This window comes from Aeromonas aquatica (assembly GCF_000764655.1).
GTDB classification, from domain to species: domain Bacteria; phylum Pseudomonadota; class Gammaproteobacteria; order Enterobacterales; family Aeromonadaceae; genus Aeromonas; species Aeromonas aquatica.
Window position 1 is genome coordinate 43,521 of record NZ_JRGL01000011.1, and the last position, 22,398, is coordinate 65,918.

Sequence of the window (22,398 nt, forward strand, 5' to 3'; positions counted from 1 at the left end):
ATCGGTTGCGCCAAGGTGCTGATTTGGTTCAATTTTGATATCAGGCGAAAGCCAGTGTTCGTATATGGAAACGATTATTCCTCTGCACCGGACAATTTGCCGCCGAGCCAGGGAGCGAGCCGCTGCTCCCAATAGGGTTCGGGGCCGAAGCTCTCCTTGAGGAAGTCGATGAACAGCCGGATCTTGGGATCCAGATGCTCGCGCCTAGCGTAGACGGCGTGCACCGCCATCTTCTGGTTCGGTCGCCACTGGGGCAGCAGGGGAATGAGCTGGCCTGATTGCAACTCCTTGTCCAGCAAGTAGTTGGCGACATAGGCGATGCCGAGCCCGGCCAGGGCGGCGTCCCGCACCGCCTCCGCCAGATCCACCCGGTAGTTGCCGGCCACCTGCACCGTCTGGCGCTCCTTGCCCTGGCGGAACGACCACTCGTGATAGCGCCGCTCCCGGCTCTGGTAGGTGATGCAGTTGTGCTGGGCCAGATCCTTGGGCTGCAGCGGGGTACCGTGGCTCAGGAGGTAGTCCGGCGAGGCCACCAGCACGAAGTGGATGTCCGCCAGGCGCTGCCCCACCAGCGCCTGGGGCTTGTCCTCATAAGTAGTGATCCAGAGATCCAGCCCCTCATCCACCAGGTTGGTTCTGTGATCGAACAGGGAGACTTCCAGCTCCAGCCCGGGGTAGCGATCCTGAAACGCCTTGAGGCGCGGGATCACGTGCAGTCGGCCGAAGGACTGGCCGACCCCAAGATGCAGCACGCCGCTCACCTTGCCACGGCGCTCCGCCACCATGGAGTCCGCCTCCAGTCCAACCGCCACCAGGGCGCGACAGTGGCGGGCATACTCCTGGCCGAGCTCGGTCAGGGCGAAGCGACGGGTGGTGCGCTGCACCAGCTGGGCACCGAGCTCGGTCTCGAGCTGGGCCAGCTGCTTGCTGATGTGGGACTTGGAGACACCGAGCCGGCGCGCGGCGGCGGAGATGCCCTGCTCACGGACCAAGGCATCGAAGATCACCATTTGGGGAAGGCGTTGCAGCACGGGGTTACCAGATTGAGGGGGATGCCGCCATTATTCCAGAGCCGCCCGGCGAGGCCTAGCGATCGAGGGCCTGTTTCACCGCGGCCAGCAGCGGATCGGCATCCGGACTCTGATTGGCACCGTAGCTCGCGATCAGCTTGCCATCGCGGCCGATCAGGTACTTGTGGAAGTTCCAGCCAGGGGCATCGCCACCGGCGGCGGCCGCCAGTCCCTTGTAGAGCGGGCTGGCATCGTCCCCGCGCACGGCGATCCGGTTGAACATGGGGAAGGTCACGCCGTAGTCGCGCCGACAGACAGAGGCGGTCTTGCCCTCATCCCCGGACTCCTGCCAGAAGTCGTTGGAGGGGAAGCCCAGCACGATCAGCCCCCGTTCCTTGTAACCCTGATAGAGCCGCTCCAGATCGGCGAACTGGCCGCGATAACCACAATAGGAGGCGGTGTTGACCACCAGCACCACCTTGCCCTCGGTCAGCTGACAGAGATTGTGGCGCTGGGTGCTGTTGAGCTCCCTCTGCTCCAGGTTGAAGTAATCGGGACAGGCCGCAGAGGCCGCACTCGCGCCGAGCAATAACAACAGGCTGAACCATTTCATTGACGTGACTCCTCAATTTTTTCGCATCATACGCGAGAACTCGCCATCTGGTTCAGGGATCAGTACAAGGGGATCCCGGTCAGCCAGCCGTGGCCCCAGAAGATCATCAGCGCCGTCAGCGCCAGACCGGCGCCCACGCAGATCCCGGTGCCCTGCCAGTTCGCCTCGGGTCGCGGCTTCTGCCGCCAGTCGCGCACCGAAATCCAGACGATGCTGACCAGCGCCCAGAGCCCCAGCCCACCGAACAACACCAGGGAGCGAGCCTCGCTGTTCACCGCCAGATGGCTGCCCGCCCACAGCAGGGTGCCGATGAGCTGGGGATGCACCAGCCAGCGCCGAAAGTGGTTGGGTCCCTGACCTGCGCAGAGCAGGATCAGCGCGACGGGCATGGTTGCCATCACCAGGGCGTGGCCCCAGGTTGGCAGAAAGTAGAGCGGCAGGGGGCTGGCACTGCGCCAGCCGGCGATGATGCAGGCGATGGCGACGAACACCAGCAGCGAGAAGAGCCCCTTGTAACGCTGCACTCCCAGCCGATCGCGCAGGCGGGCACGGTGGGTCACGGCGAAGCAGGGATAGAGGTGGATCAGGGTAAATAGCACTACCCCCAGGGTCAGCAAGATCATGGGTTGCTCCTCGCACGTTGCCCCTCAGTGTGGGGGGGGATCACTATGCCGCAAAGCATCCGGGCAGAATACAAAAACCACATAAAAGACAGCGGGATAATGAAAAAAGCCGATCCAGGGATCGGCAAGGTGCGTCAGAGCGTTTGCTGCCAGGCAGCCAACCACATCCGCTACACGGGACAGGAAGTGGCCGGCGCCATGCGCCGGCCAGAAGAGGGATTAGTTGCGCAGCATATAGAGGGCGGCCACGTTGCGGGCCGTGAGCTGCAGGTTGGTGGTGGCGGTCGCCAGCGCCTCTGGCAGGGACATGGCGCGGTTGACCACGGCAAACACCGCGTCCAGGCCGTGCTCGTGCACCACGCCGTAATCGTCGGTGAGGCAGCCGGAGATGCCGATCACCGGCTTGCCGAACTGCTTGGCGCAGCGCGCCACCCCGATGGGGGTCTTGCCATGGATGGTCTGGCTGTCGATCCGCCCCTCACCGGTGATGACCAGATCCGCATCGGCCACCGCCTCGGCCAGCTTCAGCGCCTCGATGACGATCTGGATGCCGGGCTTGAGTTCGGCGCCCAGCAACCCCACCAGGGCGGCGCCCATGCCACCGGCGGCGCCCGCCCCCGGGATGGCCTTCACCTGTTTGCCGAGGGCCTGCTCGATGCAATCCGCGTAATGGGCCAGATTGGCGTCCAGCTGGGCCACCATCTCCGGGGTCGCCCCCTTCTGCGGGCCGAACACGGCGGAGGCGCCTTTCGGGCCGCACAGCGGGTTGTCCACGTCACAGGCCACCTCGATGGTGAGGCCGGTCAGGCGAGGATCCAGCCCGCTCAGATCGATGCGCGCCAACTCACTCAAGGCCCCGCCGCCCAGGGCGATGGGGCTGCCATCGGCCTTGAGCAGCTTGCCACCGAGCGCCTGGATCATGCCGGCACCGCCGTCATTGGTGGCGCTGCCACCGATGCCGAGGATGAGGTGGGTCACCCCCATCTCCAGCGCCGCCAGGATCAGCTCACCCGTGCCCCAGCTGGAGGTGAGCAGCGGGTTGCGCCGCTCCGGTGCCACCAGGTGCAGGCCGGAGGCCGCCGCCATCTCGATGATGGCCCGCTCGCCATCCCCCAGCAGGCCGACGAAGCCCTGCACCTTGTTGCCGAGCGGCGCCGTCACTTCGACCGGCAGGATGCGACCACCGGTGGCGTCGATCAGCGACTGTACCGTGCCCTCGCCGCCATCGGCCATGGGCAGCTTGATGTAGGTGGCGTCGGGCAATATCTGCTTGAAACCGGCCTCGATGGCATCGGCCACCGCCATGGCGCTCAGGCTCTCCTTGAATGAATCTGGTGCGATAACAATTTTCATATCAGTTCCTTAGGCGAGACCAAACACGCCAAACATCAGGGTGGAGACGGCTGCAATGGTCAGACCGACGGCAGTTTCGTAGGGGATGAGCTTCAGACGCTCGCTCACGCCCATGTGGACGCTGCCCCCGGTGGCATGGAAGAAGGAGCCGTGCGGCATGTGGTCAAACACGGTGGCACCGGCGTGGATCATGGCGGCGCCGGCCAGGCTGGTGATGCCGAGTTCGATCAGGGTGGAGCTGAACACGTTGGAGGCCACCACGGTACCGGCTGTGGTCGAGGCGGTCGCCAGCGACATCAGGGCACCGGAGATGGGGGCCAGCAGGTAGGAGGGCAGACCGGAGGCGGTCAGGCCGCTGATCAGCACATCCTTCAGACCGGAGTTGGCGATGATGCCCGCCAGGGTACCGGTACCCAGCAGCATGATGGCCACCGGCGCCATGCGGGCCAGACCGGATACCGCAAACTGGTTCACCTTGCTGAACTTGCCCATCATCAGGGCGCCGACCAGGCCGCCGAGCGGCAGGGCGATGAGCGGATCCACGACGATACCGGCCAGCGGGCGCAGGGCCAGCAGCAGGATGGCGACCAGGGGCGCGCTGATGGCGGCCAGGAAGCCAGGCAGCTGGGCACCGTCAAAGCTCACTACCTCGTCGGCGGCGACCTTGCTGCCCTTGTTGTTGAGGCGCTTGGCCAGCCAGTAGGCCATCACCAGACCAAACAGGCCCGGGATGATGCCGGCCGCCATCACCGAGGTGAGCGGCAGGTGGAAGGCGTCGGACGCGGCGATGGCGTTCGGGTTGGGGGACATGACGTTGCCCGCCTTGCCGCCACCTATCATGGCCAGCAGGATGGCGGCCTTGGAGAGGTCGGCACGGCGAGCGATGGCCAGGGCGATGGGGGCGACAGTGATGACGGCCACGTCCACGAACACGCCGACCGCGGTCAGGATCAGGGTGGCCAGCGCCAGCGCCAACAGGGCACGGGTCTCGCCGAGCTTCTTGACGATGGTTTCGGCGATGGTGGTGGCGGCACCGGATTCGATCAGCACGCCGGCCAGCACGCCGGCCGCCAGGATCCGCATCACGGCGGTGGTGATCCCCTGGGCGCCGCCGATCATCAGGGCGACGGTCTGGGTCAGGTCGGCTCCGCCGATCAGGCCACCGGCCAGGGCACCGACGATCATGCCGTAAGCGGGCGGCACCTTCTTCAGGATGAGGAAGATGGCGATGGAGAGCGCAGCGAGAGCACCGAGCGCGGATACAGGGATCATGACGGGCACCTTGAGTGGGAGTAAGTGGTGGCCATTATGGTGATCCCGGGTCGGAAAGCTTTGGCCGAAAAGCCAAAGCTTTCGTTTTCATATCGTCACTTTTTGTTCATATGAACAAATCAACCGTCGAGATTGAGCCCGAGATAGAGCAGGAACTTGTCATCTAACTTGTTGAAATTTAACCCTGTTATCTGTTCTATCCGGGTCAGCCGGTAACGCAGGGTATTGGGATGAATGAACAAGGCATCGGCACAGGGATGCAGATCACAATCCTGCAAGAAATATTGGCGCAGCGTCTTTTGCAGCGTTCCCTTTGCATCCTCTTGCGCCAGCCTGAGCAGGGGGGCCCGCAGCTGATCCGCCTGCCAGGAGTCCGCCAGGCTGCCGAGCAGCACCGGCAGCCGGTAATCCTCGAAGAAGTAGACCTGCTTGCGCGGCGCCTGGCGCATGCCACGGCGCAGGGTGTCGCGGGCGGTCTGATAGGAGCGGGCCAGGCCATCGATCCCGGAGAAGTAATCACCCACCCCGATGCGCACCTTGAAATGGGGAATGCGGGCCAGCAGCTGCTTGATGCGGCTGCGCTCCTGCGCCGATTGCCAGACGCCGTCGCTGAGCTGGGCCGGCTTGAGCACCACTATCTCGTCCAGGCCGTTGATGGCCACCAGGTTGTCCCGCTCCGGGTACTCCAGCAGATGCACCAGCTCCCGCAACCGGGCGGGATCGGCCTCCTCCAGCGTCAGCACGGCCACCACCCGAGGCTGGGCCAGATCCAGCTCGAGGAAGCGGGCCGCCTGCTGCAGCTGATCGACCCGCCCCTCGCCACGGATGAGCTGCAGCACCAGCTCCTCCTTGTGGCGCTTGTCCCACTGCAGTTGCTCGGTCAGCGCCGCCTGCTCGAGGATCAGCTCGGCGGTCATCCGCACCAGCTCGGCGTAAGCGCGCACTTCCTCCGGATCCCCCGAGATGCCGATGACCCCGAGCAGCTCCCCCTGATAGGCGATGGGCAGGTTGATGCCGGGTCGCACCCCCTTGAGCTGCTGGGCGGTGGCCTCGCTGATCTCCACCACCCGGTTCTCGGTCAGCGCCAGCACGGCCCCCTCGTGGCGCTGGTGCAGCCGCTCCGGATTGCCGGAGGCGATGATGAGGCCACGTTCATCCATCACGTTGACCGAGAATGAGAGGATCTTCATCGCCCGGCTGACGATCTGCCGGGCCAGGGTATCATTTAGCTGCATGGGCTCTCCTGATCTCGTCGGAGGCGATGATGGGGCCCTGCTCTCCCTCGTTCACATCGACCGGGAACCACAGGATCTTTATCGCCAGACTGACAATCCGATGAGCGAGCGCGTCATTTAACTGCATGGGATCTCCGAACAAAAAACGAGGTAACGCTGCAAAGATGTCACATCATCAAGACAAGCGCGGGGGGGATCGCTAGAATAGGCCACTTTACCTCAGGTGTGCCCCACCATGGATCACGAATCGGCGCCAGACGCCACGCCGTGGTGATGGCCCCACCCTTTCGCTATGGACCCCGCTATGGACTATGAATTTCGCCGCGACCCGTTCGGTGGCTATCGCGCCCGGTTCTCCATGGGCCATGAAGCCATCGGCCAATGGCTGATCGACGAGGTGGGCAAGGATGAGGAGAAACTCGATGAGCTGTTCACCATCATCGACCGGCTCTCCAGCCGCGCCCTGGTCGAATACAGCCTGCCCGGCGGCGACTATTCGCTGTTGCTCACCCATGAAGAGGCGGAGGTGAAAGCCAACGTCCTCAATATCTCGCTGGACGAGGATCTCGACGATCTCGCCTACTACGATGATGAGCAACTGGCCATGTGCGGGCTGGAAGATTTTGCCCAGGTGCTTGCCTCCTGGCGCGCCTTTATCCGCAACGAGGATATGGGCTGAATAACCGTGATGATCGGGCAAACTGCCCGCCGCAAACCAACAGGATTGACTATGTCTATTTACGATTTTGATGACGAACTGCCGGAAGACGAAGAACAGGAATCCACCAAGAAAGCCGTCCCCCCCAAGAAGAAGGGCAAGCAGGTGATGAACACCCAGGTCAACCTGAGCCCGCGCGATGCCAGCCGTCTGAACGGCATGCACGTGGAGGCCATCGCCACCCTGGACGACGTCAGTCTGCCGAAGAACGTCATCTTCAAGGCTGGCCTGATCGCCCTTGGCGAGCTGGAAGCCACCAAGCGGGCCGATATCATCGCCCGCGTGATCGCCGAATCAGGTCGATAAGCCAGCGACCAAGCGTATCGATAGCATCATCGCCCGCGTGATCGCCGAATCAGCTCGATAAGCCAGCGACCAAGCGTATCGATAGCATCATCGCCCGCGTGATCGCCGAATCAGGTCGATAAGCCAGCGACCAAGCGTATCGATAGCATCATCGCCCGCGTGATCGCGGAATCTGGCCGATAAGCATCTGCGTTGAGTCAGAAAATCAGTCTTTTATGCCGCCAGGATGCCAATGAATGGCACAAGGTCGCTACTGAGATAGCCATAGCCGGAGCCTCTGCTCCGGCTTTTTTGTATCCCGACACGCCCGCCTTGACCGGCAGTACAGGGATCCGACCCGTCTATTGACCCTTGTGTCACGGCATGGCGGCTCGTTAAGGTGCGTCCCCTCAAAGATGAAAGGAGACTCAATGCTGCCACTATCTGATGCCCTGATCTGGGGAACCCTGGCGCTCGCCGTGCTGCTCTGCCTCGCTCGTCAGCAGAAGCCTGGTCTGCTCCTGCTCGGGGTGGCCCTGCTGGCCGCGCTCTGGTTTGAGCGACTCAGCCCCATCGCCCTGCTGGCCAGCCTCGCCGGCCTGTTGCTGGCCTGGCGAACCCCCAGGCTGTCCATGCCCTGGCGCGGGGTGTCACTCGGCCTGGTGCTGCTGTGGGCCATCGCCCTGACGCTGCATCTGGTGCCGGGTTTTGACAACCCCAGGGTGCTGGATCGGGTGCTGGCGGGCCCCGCCAGCGTGCCCTTCAGCCTCTATCTCAACCTGGACAAGCCGCTGATCTTCTTCGGTCTGCTGCTGGCCTGGCCCGCCCTGCTCGGCCCGGGTGGGCCGATTCGCTGGCGACCGCTGGCCCTGCTCATCCTGCCACTGGCGGCCCTGTTGCTCCTCGCCTGGCAACTCGGCGCCCTCAAGCCGGAGCTGGGTCTGCCTCACTGGTGGTGGCTGTTTGCCCTCAACAACCTGCTGTTCACCTGCGTGGCGGAGGAGGCACTGTTTCGGGGCTTTATCCAGCAGGCCATCGCCAAGCGCCGTCAGATCTGGGTGGGCATCCTGATCGCCAGCCTGCTGTTCGGGGCCGCGCACCTGGCCGGTGGCCCGCTGCTAATGCTGTTTGCCGCCCTGGCGGGAGCCTGCTACGGGCTGGCATTCCTGTGGAGCGGACGGCTGAGTGTCGCCATCCTGCTGCATTTCCTGTTCAACTTCGCTCACCTGGCCTTCTTCACCTACCCGCTGGCCAGCCGCTGAGGCCACTGGCATCGCCTTTTGGGCGAACGACGGACAAAAAAATGCCCCGAACACAGGTTCGGGGCATTTTTCATCGACCCGGATCAGTCGACGTAGAAGGTCTGCTGGAAGGTCAGGGTCTGCTGCTGCCCCTCCCCTATGATCTTCAGGGTGAACTGGTAGGTGTCCTCATTGCGATAGGGCAGCACCGCCAGATAGTAGATGGACTCCCCCTCCTTCACCTCCTGAAAACTCAGGGTGCGGATGGTACCGGTCAGGTTCTTGGCCTCGCCGCTGATGCCAACCGCCTGGGCTACCCCTTGCTTGTTCTGCACCGCGATATTGATGATGCCGTTATAACGGCTGCGCTCCAGACCGTAGGCCTTGGCCACCTCGGGGGTGAGGAAGCTGGAGTTGAAGGCGTTGTAATGCACCTGCCAGGGGCCCAGCTCCTTCATCTGTTCGGCCCGCAATGGCAGCGTCATCAACAGTGCCAACAGGCAGCTAATCCAGGCTGTTTTCATGATGTCATCCTTCTCGTGTTCCGCTCTCCAGCAGGGCTTCAATCTCGGCGGGGATCTGCCTTGGCGCCTCTATGGTGACCGTCTTGTGCCGCCCAAGCTCCCCCCGCACGATGCGAACCTGCCCCTTGGCCACCTTGAATTGCTTGGCCAGGTACTTGATCAAATGGCCATTGGCCTGGCCATCCACCGGCGGTGCCGTGATGGCCACTTTCAACTCGTCGCCATGCAATCCGACGATCTGATCCCGGCTCGCCTTGGGCTGGATCATCAGATGCAGCGTCAGCCCGTCCCCCTCTTGCAGGACGGCTGGCATCAGATCATCCACCACAGCTGGCCGAACAGATCTCCTAACAGATAGTTTATGGCCTGCAGCGCGATAAAGGCGACCAGCACCGAAAGATCCAGCCCACCCAGGGCCGGCAGGATACGGCGGATCGGCGCAAGGAAGGGCTCGGTCAACTGATGCATCACGTATTCGATGGGGTTGCGGCCTTGGCTGACCCAGCTCAGGATGGCGCGGATCAACAGCACCCAGAAGATCATGGAGCCCGCTTTCTTCAGCACGGTGAGGAAGGCGAACAGGCTGAGGGTGAGCCAGTCGGTCAACAGCACGTTCATGCTCTTGAGCAGCGCCAGCTTGGCGAAGGCGATGACCAGGGCCAGCAACACCGAGGCCATGTCCAGCCCGCCGAAGCCGGGAATGACGCGGCGCAGCGGGATCACCAGCGGATTGGTCAGCTTGACCACCATCTGGCTCATGGGATTGTAGAAATCGGCGCGGGCCCACTGCAGCCAGACGCGCAGCAACACCACCATGAGGTAGATATCGAAAATCGTGTTAATCAGAAAGTAAGCGGTGTTCATCCGGGCTCCTGTTCAAAAAAAGGTTCAGAAAAGAGTTTCCATTTCGGCGGCTCGGGTGACGGCCGCCTGCATGGCACGCGCGGTCAGCGGCATCAGCCCCTGCTCCTGGAAGGTCTTGACGGCCTCGGCCGTGGTGCCGCCCTTGCTGGTCACTTGCTCGCGCAGGGTCTGCAGGGAGAGCTGCGGGTTCTGCTCCACCATGGCGGCAGCCCCGAGCGCGGTCTGCTGCACCAGCAGGCGAGCCTGCTCCGGTGAGAAGCCCATGGCCTCGGCCTCTTCGGCGATCGCCTGCATGAACAGGAAGAAGTAGGCCGGCGCACTGCCCGCCGCCGCGATGACGCCGTTGATGCCTGACTCCTGCGAGGTCCAGAGGGTCTTGCCCACAGACTGCATCATCTGCTCGGCAAAATCGCGATCCTCCTGCCCTATGGCAGGCGGCGCATACAGGCCCGTCATCCCCAATCCCAGCAGGGAAGGGGTGTTCGGCATGGTACGAATGATGCGCCCATGACCCCCTGCCATCTCCTGCAACCGCTCGACCTTGATGCCGGCGGCGATGGAGATGAGCAGCCTGCCTTCCAGCGAGCCCAGCTCGGCGACCAGGGAGCTAAGCATGCCCGCCATCAGCTGTGGCTTGACCGCCAGCACTATGACATCGCTCGCCCGGGCCGCCTCGGCGTTATCCTGAGTGACGCGGATACCAAACTGGCTGGCCAGTGCGTCGAGTTTGGGACGGCTCGGGTTGGCGGCCAGGATCCGATCCGCCGGATAGCCCGCCTGCACCAGGCCGGCAATGATACTGCGGCTCATGTTGCCCGCCCCGATAAAGGCGAGGATCTTATGCTGCATCTTGCTCTCCTGCTGATGAAATGACTGCGGAGCCCTGCGTGCCCGCCCCGATAAAGGCGAGAGTTCTATGCTGCATCAAACGCTCCTGAATTGATGACGTGAACGCGGACAGGTCTGCTTACCCTGCAGGCGCGCTGCATTCACTGTGCCTGTTTATGAGTAATCACGGGCACCGAAGATGGCGGTGCCGACCCGCACCATGGTGCTGCCATGGGCGATCGCCGGCTCGAGATCCTCGGTCATGCCCATCGAGAGGGTGTCGACGCTCGGGTATTGTCGCGCAAGTTCGGTGAACAGAGTCTGCATACGCCGCATCTGCACGGCCAATACCGCTTCGTCGCTGGTGTGCTCGGGGATGGCCATCAGACCGCGCAGCCGCAGTCGTTCGCAGTGGGAGACCAGCTCTGCCAATCGGAAAATCTCTTGCTCCGACGTACCGGATTTGCTGCTCTCTCCGCTAATATTGATTTGCAGACAGACATTTAGCGCAGGCAGTCCGGCTGGACGCTGGCTGTTGAGGCGCTCGATCAGCTTGTCGCGATCGACACTTTGCACCCAATCGAATCGCTCTGCCACCAGCCTGGATTTGTTGGATTGCAGCGGGCCGATAAAGTGCCACTCTATGTCTGCGTAGTCTGGTTGGGCACGCAGGGTGTCGATCTTGGCGGCGGCCTCCTGAGCATAGGATTCGCCGAAGCGGCGCTGACCCGCGGCATAGGCGGCCTGGATGTCCTCCAGCGGCTTGGTCTTGCTGACAGCCAATAACTGGATATGATCGGCACCACGGCCAACCCGCCGGGCGGCCTGTACAATACGTTCCTTTACCTGAAGCAGGTGCTGGGCAATCTGGCTCATATTTCGTTCGTGATCTTGTGATGGGAGAATAACAAGTCTATGGATATCACAGAGTTATTGGCTTTCAGTGTAAAGCATAAGGCCTCGGATCTACACCTCTCGGCCGGGGTTCCCCCGATGATCAGGGTTGATGGAGAGGTTCGCAAGATCAATTTGCCCGCCCTGGACCACAGGGAAGTTCACGCCCTCATCTACGACATCATGAACGACCACCAGCGCAAGGAGCTGGAGGAGAATTTCGAGGTAGACTTCTCCTTCGAGGTGCCCGGCATGGCCCGCTTCCGGGTCAACGCCTTCCAGCAGGCACGCGGATCCGGCGCAGTGTTCCGTACCATCCCCAGCACAGTGCTGAGCCTGGACGATCTGGGGGCGCCGGAGATGTTTCGCAAGATAGCCGAATTCCCTCGCGGTCTGGTGCTGGTCACGGGCCCGACCGGCTCGGGCAAGTCCACCACCCTGGCGGCCATGGTCGACTACATCAACGACAACTTCCACCACCACATCCTCACCATCGAGGATCCCATTGAATTCGTGCACGAGAACAAGCGTTGCCTGGTCAACCAGCGCGAGGTCCATCGTGACACCAAGAGTTTCTCCAACGCTCTGCGCTCGGCGCTGCGGGAAGATCCGGACATCATACTGGTGGGCGAGATGCGCGATCTGGAGACCATACGTCTGGCCATGACCGCGGCCGAGACCGGCCATCTGGTGTTTGGCACCCTGCACACCTCGTCGGCTGCCAAGACCATAGACCGTATTATCGACGTCTTCCCCGGCTCCGAGAAAGACATGGTGCGCTCCATGCTCTCCGAATCCCTGCGGGCGGTCATCTCCCAGACCCTGCTCAAACGGATCGGCGGTGGCCGGGTGGCGGCCCATGAGATCATGATGGGGATCCCGGCGGTGCGAAATCTCATCCGGGAAGACAAGATCGCCCAGCTCTACTCGGTGATCCAGACCGGGATGACCCACGGCATGCAGACCATGGATCAGAGCCTCAAGCAGTTGGTCAATCGGGGCATAGTCGCCGCCCTCGATGCCAAGGCCAAGGCGGCCGATCCCAACAGCATTTGATAGGCTTTCACACCCAAGGAGACGCTATGAACATGGATGTTCTGCTCGCTGCACTGGTTGAACAGAAGGGCTCGGATCTGTTTATCACGGTCGACGCCCCCCCCACCCTCAAGGTCAATGGCCGTCTGGTACCGTTGGCGGCCCCCCCCCTCGACAAGCAGACGACCCTCAGCCTGGTCAGAGAGAGCCTGGATACCGAGCACTTCGAGCGCTACCTGCGCACCCGGGAGGCCAACTACGCCATCCATCGCGAAGGGCTTGGGCGGTTCCGGGTCAGCGCCTTCTGGCAGCAGGATCTGCCGGGCATGGTGCTGCGCCGCATCGAGACCCGCATTCCCACCTTCGACGAACTGATGTTACCCCCCGTACTGCGGGACGTCGCCATGGCCAAACGCGGCTTGGTGCTCTTTGTCGGCGCCACCGGCGCCGGCAAGTCCACCACCCAGGCGGCCATGATTGGCCATCGCAATCAGCACGGCGACGGCCATATCCTGACGGTGGAGGATCCGGTGGAGTTCGTTCATCAGCACGGCCGCTGTCTGGTGACCCAGCGGGAGGTGGGGATAGACACCGAATCTTTCGATGTGGCGCTCAAGAACTCCATGCGCCAGGCGCCGGACGTTATTCTCATCGGCGAGATCCGAAGTACAGAGACCATGGAGCTCGCCATCCAGTTTGCCGAGACCGGCCACCTCTGCCTCGCCACCCTGCACGCCAACAACGCGAACCAGGCGCTGGATCGCATCCTCCATCTGGTGCCGCAGGAGAAGCACCGCCAGTTCCTGTTCGATCTCTCCTTCAACCTGCGTGCCATCGTCGCACAACAACTGCTGCCGAATGCCAATGGTCAGCGCCGGGTCGCCGCCTTCGAGATCCTGCTCAACACCCCGCTCATCACCGACATCGTCCGCAAGGGGGAGGTGCACCGGCTCAAGGAGGTGATGACCAAATCCACCGAACTCGGCATGCAGACCTTCGATCAGGCGCTGTTCACCCTGTTCTGTGCCGGCCAAATTGGCTACAGTGAGGCCCTTGCCCATGCCGACTCGGCCAATGACCTGCGACTGCTGATCAAGCTGTCCGGCCGCGAGCAGCTGGGTGCAGGCACTCTCGACAACGTCACCCTGGATGAATGAGGTGCGTGTGTCACCGCTATAAAGGATCGTTATGCTGATTGTGGTTTCCCCGGCCAAGACGCTGGATTACGAGTCGCCGCTGGTGACGTCCCGCCATACCCTGCCCGAGTTACTGGATCACTCCGCCCGGCTGATCGGCCGGGCCCGCCAACTGACCCCGGATCAGATCGCCAGCCTGATGAAGATCAGCGACAAGCTGGCGGGGTTGAATGCGGCGCGCTTCGCCCAGTGGCAGCCGGACTTCACCCCGGCCAACGCCCGTCAGGCGTTGCTGGCGTTCAAGGGCGACGTCTATACGGGACTGGCGGTGGAAGATTTCAGCGAGGCCGATCTCGACTTTGCCCAGGCACACCTGCGCATGCTGTCCGGCCTCTATGGCGTGCTGCGCCCGCTCGACCTGATGATGCCCTACCGGCTGGAGATGGGGATCCGTCTCGACAACGAGCGCGGCAAGGATCTGTATCAGTTCTGGGGCGACATCATCACCGAGCACCTCAACCAGGCGCTGGCAGCCCAGGGGGATGAGGTGCTGATCAACCTGGCATCCGACGAATACTTCAAGTCCGTTCGCCCGAAGGCGCTGAAGGGGCGGATCATCACCCCTGTGTTCAAGGACGAGAAGAACGGTCAGTTCAAGATCATCAGCTTCTATGCCAAGAAGGCCCGCGGCATGATGGCCCGTCACATCATCAAGCACCGGCTGACCGAGGTGGCGCAGCTGACCGGCTTCAATGAGGGGGGCTACTATTTTGTGCCGACAGAGTCGGATGAAAGCACCCTGATGTTCAAGCGCGCCGAAAATTAATTACAAAAAGAGGGAACCAACCGCAGGATCCTCGGGTCTTAATCTGTGAATCCTCTGTTGTAAGCACTTTTTATTAGCCGATGTCTATGCATCGGCTTTTTTCTGTCCGCAATCCAGCCAGCCGCACCTTTGCCGACCCTCCATAAACACAACGGCCATCCGAGGATGGCCGTTGCTGCTGCGATTATTTCTTTTTCTTCTTGGCGGACTTCTTCTTGCCGTCCTTCGGTTTCTTCTTCTTCACCGGCACCCGCGCCTCCTTGTGCCTGGGGCGCAGCTCCTCGATCACCCGGCGCTTGAGGCGTTCCTCGGTGTAACGCTCGATCTTGGAGACCATGGCCATGTCGTGAGCCTCTACCAGGCTGATGGCGCAGCCACGGTTGCCGGCCCGACCGGTACGGCCGATACGGTGCACATAGACGTCGGTGCCGTAGGGCATGTCGTAGTTGATGACATGGCTGACGTTGGGCAAGTCGATGCCCCGGGCGGCGACGTCGGTGGCGATGAGGAAGGGCACTTCCCCGGCGTGGAACTTGCGGATCGACTCGATGCGCTTGCTCTGCTCCATCTCGCCCCGGATCCAGGCGCAGGACACGCCGGCCGCCTGCAGCTGGCCGGAGAGCTCCGCCAACCGCTCGCGGGTCTTGACGAAGACGATGGCCTTCTGGGTTTCCGGATCCTTCAGGATGTGGATCAACAGCGCCAGCTTGTGGGCAGCGTCATCGGCCAGATGCACCCACTGGGTGATGGGGCGGCGTTCGCTGCGGGGCGGCTCGGCATGCAGCTCGACCGGATCCTTGAGGATCTCGTTGGCAAACTTCTCGAGGCCGGCGCCCTCCAGGGTCGCGGAGAACAGCATGGTGTGCTTGCGGTAGCGCGCCTCGGCCACGATCCGGTTCACGTCCTTGATGAAGCCCATGTCCAGCATGCGGTCGGCTTCATCCAACACCAGCACTTCGATGTCGTGGCTCTCGAACTCTTCCTTCTCGATGTATTCGAGCAGGCGGCCCGGGGTCGCCACTACGATGTCGGTGGTCTTGGTCAGCGCCGGCAGCTGCTCTTCATGGCTGACACCGCCGATGATGGTCTCGATGCTGAGGTGGGTGTGCACCGCCAGCGCCTTGGCGTGGGCGCTGACCTGCAGCGCCAGCTCGCGGGTCGGGGTCAGGATCAGCATGCGGCACGGGCCCGGCTTGCGGCGCGGGAAGTCCAGCAGGTGCTGCATGGCGGGCAGCAGGAAGGCGGCGGTCTTGCCGGTGCCGGTCGGGGCGGATGCCAGAATATCGCGGCCGTCCAGGGCTGGCTCCAGCACCATCTGCTGAATGGTAGTGGGGCGGGTGAAACCCATCTCGGCCAGGGCCCGGTTGAGGGCTGGATTCAGGTCGAAATCATCAAAGGACTGGCTCATGTCAATACTCGGTCATTTAGGAAACCGCAGATTATAGGCGATTATGCCGCCAGCTCCTATGGCGACTATGGCTTAGTCGCTATAATCGCCGACCATTTTTGGATGTTGCGGGCAGAAGACGGGGGTCAGATGGGACGAAGCAGTGGTTTTACCTTCAAGCAGTTTCACATCGAGCACGATCGCTGCGCCATGAAGGTGGGCACCGACGGCATACTGCTGGGGGCCTGGGCGCCCATCACCGGTGCGCGTCGGGTGCTGGATATCGGCACCGGCAGCGGCCTCATCGCCCTGATGCTGGCCCAGCGCAGCGCCGCCGACTGCCAGATCGATGGTGTGGAACTGGATCCCGCCGCCGCCGTCCAAGCCAGGGAGAACGTGGCCGCCTCCCCCTGGGCCCCACGGGTCAACATCATCGAGAGCGCGATCCAGGATTATCAGGCGCCCCCTTACGATCTCATCGTCTCCAACCCTCCCTACTTCGGAGCTGGCCAGTCATTCAGCGATCCGGCCAGGGCCCTGGCCCGCCACACCGGCGCCCTCGACAGCCGGGCCCTGCTGGCGGCCTGCGACCGCTTGCTGAGCCAGGACGGACAGCTGGCGCTGGTGCTGCCCACCGCCATGGCCGCCGAGATTTTAGACATGTCGACGGATTATGATCTGTATGGCGCTTGTTACGTAGCTGTTATCACCAGAGAGGGTAAAGCGGCAAATCGCGTTTTATTGCGACTTGCTAGAGGATCAAACAGGTGTGAACAGGGTGAAATCTTGATCCATTCTGCTGATGGAGCCTATTCCAACAGATATATCCAACTAGCCCACCCCTTCTATTTGAAGATGTAAATTTTGCCTTGAACTATTTTTTCACATCATTATGCTGAACCTTAAATGAGCGCCCGCTCAAGACCAGCTCAAACCACTGGTCGTGATGAAAAAAGCAGCGGGGCTCTTTTTTTTACCCCTGAGGAATATTACTCAGCGATCAATAAAAACGATAACAAGCAATTGTTTACAAGACAGACGAGGTTGAACTTGACGAAATCACTCACTACGTCCGATGTGCTCGGATTGGGCTTCATGACCTTTGCCTTCTATTTGGGCGCCGGTAACATCATCTTCCCACCGCTGGCTGGCTACATGGCCGGTGAGCACCTCTCCGTCGCCATGCTGGGTTTCCTGGTCACCGCCGTGGGCCTGCCGCTCATCACCATCCTCGCCGTCGCCAAGGCGGGCAATGGTTGGGCTGGCATGACCAAGTTGCTGCCCACCGGTATCGCCACCGCCCTGGCCGTAGCCATCTACATCATCATAGGCCCGGCCTTTGCCGCACCCCGTACCGGTCTGGTGGCCTACGAGATGGGCCTCAAGCCCTTCATCGGCGACATGGGTCAGGCTGGGCTCGCGGCCTACACGGTGATCTTCTTTGGCATCGCCATCCTGGTCTCCATGAATCAGGGCAAGCTGATGGATGCCATCGGCAAGTACCTGACCCCGGTGCTGATGCTGTTGCTGCTGACCCTGGCCATCGGCGTCTTCGTCGCGCCCCAGGGCACCATGCCTGCCGCCTCCGGTGACTATCAGAACAGCCCCTTCGTGAAGGGGATCCTGGAAGGCTACAACACCATGGACACCCTGGCGTCCCTGATGTTTGGCGCCCTGATCGTCGATCTGCTGCGCAAGAAAGGCATCAACGACTACCAGAGCCAGTTCAAGTATCTGGCCATCGCCGGCATCATCTCCGCCATCGGCCTGTCCGTGGTCTATGTCTCCCTGTTCCAGCTGGGGAACACCGCCGCCGGTGTGGCGAACGATGTCAGCAATGGTGGCGCCATCGTCAACGCCTACGTGCTGAGCCTGTTCGGTCAACCGGGTCAATTCATCCTGGCGGCCATCATCACCCTGGCCTGCTTCACCACCGCCGTGGGCCTGATCTCCGCCTGCTCCGACTTCTTCCACAACCTCACCGGCGTGGCTTACAAGAAGCTGGTGGTGGTGCTGGGGGTTATCTGCGCCGTGGTCGCCAACGTCGGCCTGAGCCAGCTCATCAGCCTCTCCATCCCGGTGCTGGTTGCCATCTATCCGGTCGCCGTGGCGCTGGTGCTGGTCACCTTCCTGAAGGGCTATTTCGGTCGCCCACGCCTGGTGTTCCGCTCCGTGCTGGTGGTTGCCTTCCTGTTCGGCTGCCTTGACGGTCTGGGCGCCGCCGGCATGAAGATGGATACCTTCGCCTTCCTGCCGCTGTTTGACAAGGGCCTGGCCTGGTTGCTGCCGACCCTGCTGGCCTGTGGCCTCGGCATGGTGGGACGCAGCAGCGACAAGCTGGCCGTCGAAGCCGCCTGAGTGTCGCGTTTTCCAGAATAAAAAAGAGGCCAGCATCTGCTGGCCTCTTTAGTTGGGAAACTGAACCGACTGCATTTAGAGCACGGAGACCGGCTTGGGCTTGCCCGCGAAGCCATACCAGTGGGTCTCGACCAGACCTGCATGCCACTGGAAGGTGCCCCAGGGCTGCTCCGCCTGCCAGCGCGGGAAACTGATCCGCACCTTGTTGTCTTCGTACTTGTAGATGGAGGTGCTTATCTGGATATCAGACAGGATAAGCAGCAGCACGCTACCGATGACACTCCATTTCAGCACAGTCCACATGATGATTACTCGAAGCAGATTTCGATGGTGGCACGACCATAATCCGAATCAAACGGCATCATGATCTTGGCCCCATCGGCTCTGTGGGTGATGGTGTGATTGGGGCCAGAGACGATGATGGGGGTCGCCATGTCGAACTCGTAACCTTTCTCCCCCAGCATGCGCTTGGCCCCGCCGGTCACCATGTTGGTGATCTCGCCCACCATGTCGGTGACCTCTTCGTTGATGGAGGTCGGCGCCTCCCCCAGCATGCGGCGCATGATCTCCAGCGCCAGCCCCTTCTCGAAGCTGATGGAGAGCGATCCCCGGGTCTGCGGTCCCACCATGCCGATGAGGCCGGACACATCCCCGCGCGCCAGCTCGTCCGTCTTGCGCTTGGGGGCGCCCGGCTTGAGCTCCAGCTGTGCCATGGTGGAGAGTACGTTGAGCAGAGAGAGCAGGAAGGGGTTTACAAAATCAGCCTTCATCTTGATGTCCTAGGGTGTCGGAACAGCGGGCACATTGACCATGGGCCTCTATGGTCTTGTTGGTAATAGTAAAGCCATGCAGGTGAGCCTGCTCGGAAAAGGCGCTATCGATGGCCGGATCATGCAGCTCGACCACGTCTTTGCAGCGATCGCAGATCAGCAACTGCATCGGATGGGCATGATCGAAATGGCAGCAGAAGATGAAGGCGTTGAGGGATTCCACCTTGTGGGCGAAGCCCTGCTCGAGCAGAAAGTCGAGCGCCCGGTAGACGGTGGGCGGCTTGGCGTGCGCCTCGGTCTGCTGCAACTGGGCCAGCAGATCATAGGCACTGATGGCATTGCCGTGGGCGGCAAGCAGCCGAAACACCTGGCGTCGGGTCGGGGTGAAACGGATCCCCCGTTGTTCGCAGAGGCGTTCCGCCCGTAGTAAGAGTTGGTCTTGGTTCATGATCACGCAGATACCCTGTCAATTAGCCGGATACTATCACAGGGCCCCATAGCCGCGGCGACAAAATTCATTTTCTGGGGCTCCCTCACGTTGTGGTAGAATCCGCCCCCTTGTTTTGCGAACCCGGATGATTTTTATGCAGGCGCAGCGTTTTTCTATCGCCCCCATGCTGGATTGGTGAGATTTTTTCTCTAGCCCTTATCAGGCGTGGCCTTCAATTTCCATGGGGCAGATATGGGGCAGGTGGTTGCCAAAACGGCTTTAATTAGGGTTTTTTCTCAAGCCTTTCAGCTCTTCTTGTCTACTCTGCGAATATGTCCCAACAACTTTGTTCGTTAAATGCAAAAGTAAGCATCATCAACAGGTTATGTTGATGTAGGTGACCATTTTATTATACTCACTCCAGATCTTAAGAGCGAATAGGAGAGATCATGGGTAGCAGTATCGTCATACTGTTCTGCCTATGTGCATTCCTTGATCTGTTTGCTGTGCTGGCAGGAGCGTCTACAACCTGAACCAGACCACTGACAAAGACCAAAAATGAAAAAAAGCCCGCGATTCGCGGGCTTGCCTTTCCAGGAGATTATCTTCGAGCCTCCATCTTCGTGATCGCCGTTAACCTGCGTGTTTCTTTCTCCCTCTGCTGGTCTATATAGTTGGCCAAGTCACTCAGGTGCACCAGATAGTCGCTCTTTTGGCTGGTTCTGAATGTCGGGATGGGTAACATCCCGGCATTTGCCCGCTGTCTAGCAGTTTGATATGACAGACCAAAGTACTCACTACAGATCTCTTTAAGCGGTACGATGGGTTTCTCGTATTGCGCCAGGAGCATAAAAACGGTTTGCATGCTGTCACCTCAAAACAGAGCTGATGGAACTGGGAAAATCGGGAAATCCATTCAATCAACCTCCAGCTCGGTTAGGCCTCTCTTGATACGTTCTGGCCAGATGGCAAAATAGCGGGCCGATTTTTTCTCCTGTACGACTTTGAGAGTCAATCTATCTAACTCATTGAATTGCAACCAATCTCTTTTGACTAATCGCAGCATCTGTGAGCGGTATTGAGGGCGCAAATTCAGAGCTTGTTTCAGCACGTCAGTTTTGACTAACCATTGCGACTCCCCTTGATACGTTCGGCTGTAACCAACACTAGAGCTCAGTCGGCCTTCCAGGGGCCTTATATACGGACCCCAGCCCTGTATGGCCGCTTTCAGCATACAGAACAGCCGGTAATCCTCGGTGTCCAGACCATGACCGCGGTTTTTGAGCCATAGGTTAAAACAGTGCTCAACAGCATTCGCAGAGTGATGATCGAGCCACGGCAGGAGATTGAATTGGTTAGCCATGACCAATGCGGCCTCAACTAGGGCAAATCGCCGAATTACCCGCATCACCTGGGGGCTAATATGGTAGCCCAAGAGGGTCTCGGCATTCTCCTTCATGAGTGCACAGCGATACGAGTGGTGCTGCAAAACCTTGCGCGCGAGTTCAGCTTCATCGTAGCCAGCTAGTCGATTTACCCATGCCGGAAACAGGGCTCCATAGTAACGCTTGCAGCGTCGCTGCAATTCATCTGCCAGCAAATCTGGCCCGTTGTGACCATGGAGCGCATCAAACACGCCGTGCTGACCAACAGCGGGGATTTCAACCACCCGACTCAGCTGTCCAGCCAGCGGCACTTTACCCAGTTGCACCATATGCTCCTCCAGCGTCACCTCACCGTTGGATAAGGCAATGGTTCGCCAAGGCTCGCCTATAGCCAGCTGGCCAGTTTCGTTTGCTCGAAGCTTGGGTCGACCGTTGCATATGGAGTAGACGGCAGTATCAACATCCTCGGCCCTTGCCTGAGATAGCTCATCCAGAAAGAGGGGGACATCGTGGTGAAGTGCTGCGGCCGCAGCCAAACCATTCGCAGTACTCAGCCATGTTCTCATGATCGATTCATCGCCTAGCACTGACGTTGCGACCTTCAAGGCCGTAGATTTGCCTGACCCTGAATCACCATATATGTGGAAAATCGTATTTTCGACACCTGAGCTGCTGAGCAAAGGTGCACTCAGAGCGGCTCCACAGCAAAAAATCAGCAGCGGATTACCAATACAGACTTTGCCAATCTCTTCCTGCCACTGTTCCAGCGTGCCAGATGAACGCAGTTCCATATCCACCCCCTTGCGGAGCAGATACAACTTTGTGCGATCTCTGTGGGCGCTCCAGCCAGGAGTAACAAAACCTTCTTGGTGCCACCCGGTTCGTTCAGCGCAGATCGCAGGTTCCGCACGTTGGATCTCATCGAGTAGATAACGCTGTATACGTGGCCAAGCGTGAGGACTGAGTTCCAATGGATAGCCTGAGTCGAGCAGCATTTCCCGAACCTGCCTGCTGTTATCACCTTGGAGATGCCGAATGAGGACAATATCTTGCAACTGAACGCCATCCAGATTCTTCCACTCTAGTAAAATGCCGTAGCTGCGTCTCTGATCTGAAGTGCGGGTTCGAGCCAGAACGTTGATATAACCCCCAAGCTTGACCCAGCGTTCGGATTCCCAACATTCCAGTGCATCCGGCAGTAATCGAAATTCCATAAGCACCTCCCGTCAAATGTTCTTCAGATACAGCTGAATATCAGATAGCTTGAATCTGACTGAACGTCCGGTGGGGCCTAGCCTGATGGGGGCTGGTATGTTTCCAGATTTCACTAGACGTCGTATTGTCGATGGAGAAAGAGCCGTCAGTTCGACCACTTCAGCAACTGTTATCAATTTTTCTTGCGGTGTTTCAGCCATACATCCTCCTGATATTTCATGTGTTGGCAGGAGCATTCTGCATGCTGTTTTCAGAAAAAATCGTCGCTAGAAGTGCCTTTTGGGGACAAATTCAAAAATTAATTTTCACTATAAAAACAGATAGTTAAGAAACAATCTTGCTTGATGTAGACTATTCCACCATTTCTTGGCTGTTACCGTATTATTTTTTGATTCG

The 22,398-nt window shown here is 60.4% G+C and carries 27 protein-coding genes; 8 read left to right on the forward strand and 19 right to left on the reverse strand.

What is annotated here, in order from left to right; translation table 11 throughout:
- Positions 1-74: 74 nt before the first annotated feature.
- From LG30_RS0102935 to LG30_RS22320, 7 genes are all read right to left on the reverse strand, one after another.
- Positions 75-1,010 carry a LysR family transcriptional regulator gene (locus LG30_RS0102935; RefSeq protein ID WP_033129218.1) on the reverse strand — a complete coding sequence of 312 codons (936 nt, stop codon included), beginning with the start codon at positions 1,008-1,010 and terminating at the stop codon, positions 75-77.
- 76 nt (positions 1,011-1,086) lie between these two features.
- On the reverse strand, positions 1,087-1,623 hold the full coding sequence (locus tag LG30_RS0102940) for a glutathione peroxidase (RefSeq protein WP_033129219.1): 537 nt from the start codon (positions 1,621-1,623) through the stop codon (positions 1,087-1,089).
- Between the two features lie 59 nt (positions 1,624-1,682).
- Positions 1,683-2,246 carry an NnrU family protein gene (locus tag LG30_RS0102945; protein ID WP_033129220.1) on the reverse strand — a complete coding sequence of 188 codons (564 nt, stop codon included), beginning with the start codon at positions 2,244-2,246 and terminating at the stop codon, positions 1,683-1,685.
- A 219-nt stretch (positions 2,247-2,465) separates the two neighbouring features.
- Positions 2,466-3,599 carry a glycerate kinase gene (locus tag LG30_RS0102950; protein WP_033129221.1) on the reverse strand — a complete coding sequence of 378 codons (1,134 nt, stop codon included), beginning with the start codon at positions 3,597-3,599 and terminating at the stop codon, positions 2,466-2,468.
- A gap of 9 nt (positions 3,600-3,608) precedes the next feature.
- Positions 3,609-4,871, reverse strand: a complete 1,263-nt coding sequence (locus tag LG30_RS0102955) for a GntP family permease (protein WP_033129222.1) — start codon at positions 4,869-4,871, stop codon at positions 3,609-3,611.
- A gap of 119 nt (positions 4,872-4,990) precedes the next feature.
- Positions 4,991-6,106 (reverse strand): sugar diacid recognition domain-containing protein, encoded by a 1,116-nt coding sequence (locus LG30_RS0102960; protein ID WP_033129223.1) that lies wholly within the window; start codon positions 6,104-6,106, stop codon positions 4,991-4,993.
- Positions 6,093-6,233, reverse strand: coding sequence for a hypothetical protein (locus tag LG30_RS22320; RefSeq protein WP_161785789.1), 141 nt, complete (start codon positions 6,231-6,233; stop codon positions 6,093-6,095). Before LG30_RS22320 ends, LG30_RS0102960 begins: the two co-directional genes overlap by 14 nt.
- 177 nt (positions 6,234-6,410) lie before the next feature.
- Here LG30_RS22320 and LG30_RS0102965 point away from each other — a divergent pair, with 177 nt between their 5' ends.
- The 3 genes from LG30_RS0102965 (at position 6,411) to LG30_RS0102975 (ending at position 8,371) form a co-directional block, all read left to right on the forward strand.
- On the forward strand, positions 6,411-6,785 hold the full coding sequence (locus tag LG30_RS0102965; RefSeq protein ID WP_033129224.1) for a YacL family protein: 375 nt from the start codon (positions 6,411-6,413) through the stop codon (positions 6,783-6,785).
- 51 nt (positions 6,786-6,836) lie between these two features.
- Entirely contained in the window at positions 6,837-7,130 is a 294-nt protein-coding gene (locus LG30_RS0102970) for a hypothetical protein (RefSeq protein WP_033129225.1), read from the forward strand.
- 410 nt (positions 7,131-7,540) lie between these two features.
- Positions 7,541-8,371: a CPBP family intramembrane glutamic endopeptidase gene (locus tag LG30_RS0102975; RefSeq protein ID WP_033129226.1), complete on the forward strand. Its 831-nt coding sequence runs from the start codon at positions 7,541-7,543 to the stop codon at positions 8,369-8,371.
- An 83-nt stretch (positions 8,372-8,454) separates the two neighbouring features.
- Here LG30_RS0102975 and LG30_RS0102980 read toward each other — a convergent pair whose 3' ends face one another.
- The 5 genes from LG30_RS0102980 to LG30_RS0103000 form a co-directional block, all read right to left on the reverse strand.
- Positions 8,455-8,874: a DUF4426 domain-containing protein gene (locus LG30_RS0102980; protein WP_033129227.1), complete on the reverse strand. Its 420-nt coding sequence runs from the start codon at positions 8,872-8,874 to the stop codon at positions 8,455-8,457.
- A gap of 4 nt (positions 8,875-8,878) precedes the next feature.
- Positions 8,879-9,187 carry a DUF167 family protein YggU gene (yggU, locus tag LG30_RS0102985; protein WP_033129228.1) on the reverse strand — a complete coding sequence of 103 codons (309 nt, stop codon included), beginning with the start codon at positions 9,185-9,187 and terminating at the stop codon, positions 8,879-8,881.
- Positions 9,187-9,738 (reverse strand): YggT family protein, encoded by a 552-nt coding sequence (locus LG30_RS0102990; protein ID WP_033129229.1) that lies wholly within the window; start codon positions 9,736-9,738, stop codon positions 9,187-9,189. The genes yggU and LG30_RS0102990 overlap by 1 nt, the downstream gene beginning before the upstream one ends.
- A gap of 24 nt (positions 9,739-9,762) precedes the next feature.
- The gene (proC, locus tag LG30_RS0102995; RefSeq protein ID WP_033129230.1) at positions 9,763-10,587 is read right to left on the reverse strand and encodes a pyrroline-5-carboxylate reductase; all 825 of its coding nucleotides are present in this window, start codon (positions 10,585-10,587) and stop codon (positions 9,763-9,765) included.
- Between the two features lie 153 nt (positions 10,588-10,740).
- The gene (locus LG30_RS0103000; RefSeq protein WP_033129231.1) at positions 10,741-11,442 is read right to left on the reverse strand and encodes a YggS family pyridoxal phosphate-dependent enzyme; all 702 of its coding nucleotides are present in this window, start codon (positions 11,440-11,442) and stop codon (positions 10,741-10,743) included.
- A gap of 39 nt (positions 11,443-11,481) precedes the next feature.
- On the opposite strand from LG30_RS0103000, the gene tapT reads away from it, so the two are divergent.
- The 3 genes from tapT to yaaA are packed head-to-tail and all read left to right on the forward strand — an operon-like array spanning position 11,482 to position 14,457.
- A complete protein-coding gene (gene tapT / locus LG30_RS0103005; protein ID WP_033129232.1) occupies positions 11,482-12,516 on the forward strand; it encodes a type IVa pilus ATPase TapT in 1,035 nt (344 codons plus the stop codon).
- Between the two features lie 26 nt (positions 12,517-12,542).
- Positions 12,543-13,652, forward strand: a complete 1,110-nt coding sequence (locus LG30_RS0103010; RefSeq protein ID WP_033129233.1) for a PilT/PilU family type 4a pilus ATPase — start codon at positions 12,543-12,545, stop codon at positions 13,650-13,652.
- Between the two features lie 31 nt (positions 13,653-13,683).
- Positions 13,684-14,457: a peroxide stress protein YaaA gene (yaaA, locus tag LG30_RS0103015; protein ID WP_033129234.1), complete on the forward strand. Its 774-nt coding sequence runs from the start codon at positions 13,684-13,686 to the stop codon at positions 14,455-14,457.
- Positions 14,458-14,641: 184 nt separating this feature from the next.
- Here the strand turns inward: yaaA and srmB are convergent, their stop codons facing one another.
- Complete coding sequence (gene srmB / locus LG30_RS0103020) at positions 14,642-15,865, reverse strand: ATP-dependent RNA helicase SrmB (RefSeq protein WP_033129235.1); 1,224 nt, start codon at positions 15,863-15,865, stop codon at positions 14,642-14,644.
- 129 nt (positions 15,866-15,994) lie between these two features.
- Between srmB and LG30_RS0103025 the strand changes: the two genes are divergently transcribed.
- Together LG30_RS0103025 and brnQ are read left to right on the forward strand one after the other, a co-directional pair.
- The gene (locus LG30_RS0103025; protein ID WP_033129236.1) at positions 15,995-16,705 is read left to right on the forward strand and encodes a tRNA1(Val) (adenine(37)-N6)-methyltransferase; all 711 of its coding nucleotides are present in this window, start codon (positions 15,995-15,997) and stop codon (positions 16,703-16,705) included.
- A gap of 234 nt (positions 16,706-16,939) precedes the next feature.
- Positions 16,940-18,202 (forward strand): branched-chain amino acid transport system II carrier protein, encoded by a 1,263-nt coding sequence (gene brnQ, locus LG30_RS0103030; RefSeq protein WP_052100818.1) that lies wholly within the window; start codon positions 16,940-16,942, stop codon positions 18,200-18,202.
- Positions 18,203-18,277: 75 nt separating this feature from the next.
- Here the strand turns inward: brnQ and LG30_RS0103035 are convergent, their stop codons facing one another.
- The 6 genes from LG30_RS0103035 to LG30_RS22960 all read right to left on the reverse strand — a co-directional run bounded on the left by LG30_RS0103035 (position 18,278) and on the right by LG30_RS22960 (position 22,238).
- Positions 18,278-18,505 carry an immunoglobulin domain-containing protein gene (locus tag LG30_RS0103035; RefSeq protein ID WP_033129237.1) on the reverse strand — a complete coding sequence of 76 codons (228 nt, stop codon included), beginning with the start codon at positions 18,503-18,505 and terminating at the stop codon, positions 18,278-18,280.
- A gap of 5 nt (positions 18,506-18,510) precedes the next feature.
- The gene (locus LG30_RS0103040) at positions 18,511-18,972 is read right to left on the reverse strand and encodes a chemotaxis protein CheX (RefSeq protein WP_033129238.1); all 462 of its coding nucleotides are present in this window, start codon (positions 18,970-18,972) and stop codon (positions 18,511-18,513) included.
- Positions 18,962-19,420 carry a zinc uptake transcriptional repressor Zur gene (gene zur / locus LG30_RS0103045; protein ID WP_033129245.1) on the reverse strand — a complete coding sequence of 153 codons (459 nt, stop codon included), beginning with the start codon at positions 19,418-19,420 and terminating at the stop codon, positions 18,962-18,964. Before zur ends, LG30_RS0103040 begins: the two co-directional genes overlap by 11 nt.
- A 583-nt stretch (positions 19,421-20,003) precedes the next feature.
- Positions 20,004-20,267, reverse strand: a complete 264-nt coding sequence (locus tag LG30_RS0103050; RefSeq protein ID WP_033129239.1) for a pyocin activator PrtN family protein — start codon at positions 20,265-20,267, stop codon at positions 20,004-20,006.
- Between the two features lie 51 nt (positions 20,268-20,318).
- The gene (locus tag LG30_RS0103055) at positions 20,319-22,001 is read right to left on the reverse strand and encodes a DUF927 domain-containing protein (RefSeq protein ID WP_033129240.1); all 1,683 of its coding nucleotides are present in this window, start codon (positions 21,999-22,001) and stop codon (positions 20,319-20,321) included.
- Positions 22,002-22,013: 12 nt separating this feature from the next.
- Positions 22,014-22,238 carry a helix-turn-helix transcriptional regulator gene (locus LG30_RS22960; RefSeq protein WP_420796336.1) on the reverse strand — a complete coding sequence of 75 codons (225 nt, stop codon included), beginning with the start codon at positions 22,236-22,238 and terminating at the stop codon, positions 22,014-22,016.
- Between the last annotated feature and the right edge of the window lie 160 nt (positions 22,239-22,398).